This is a genomic window from Massilia sp. 05N420, from assembly GCF_056397205.1.
Genome location: NZ_JBFTMX010000126.1, coordinates 1 through 578, shown reverse-complemented (window position 1 = coordinate 578; position 578 = coordinate 1). Strand labels below are relative to the sequence as shown.

Annotated in this window: 1 protein-coding gene; it reads left to right on the top strand. The window is 56.2% G+C overall.

The window, feature by feature from the left end; translation table 11 throughout:
- The coding region (locus AC1DIX_RS27590) for a cytochrome b (RefSeq protein ID WP_477328514.1) at nt 1–441 on the top strand (441 nt) is incomplete at its 5' end.
- Nucleotides 442–578 lie beyond the last annotated feature (137 nt).

The window sequence follows — 578 nt, the reverse complement described above, 5'->3', positions numbered from 1 at the left end:
GCGCTGCTCGTCTTCTACAATCTGCTTTTGCCTGACGGCATGAGCGAGTGGCAGCGGGCGATCGAACACACCGGTTCGGCAACTGATGCGCAATTGGCAGGCGCCGATCTCCATGCGTATGTCGGAATTTCGATACTGTTGCTGATCAGTATCCGCCTCGTGCTGCGCTTCATTCAGGGAACGCCTTCCGCGCCCGCCGAGGAACCTTACGTCCTGACCTTTGCAGCCAAAGGCGCCCACGCGACGCTTTACCTGCTTCTTTTCGCATTGCCGATCAGCGGGATGGCAGCGTTCTACTTCGGTTACGACCGCACGGGAGAGGTACACGCCGAGGTGCTGAAAGTTATACTCTGGATCGTCATCGCCGCCCATATCCTTGGCGCGCTTGCTCATCAATTCTATTGGAAGACGAACGTCTTGAGGCGAATGACGGTCGGATGAGCTTGCTGCAGAAGGGCCCCGATTGATCCCGATCAAAGCGTCCTGTCGAAATATAAGCTTCAATCGCCTCCACAGACCAGGAGGTAAGGTCATGCTGGCCAAAGACATAATGACGTCCCCCGTCACGACAATAGACG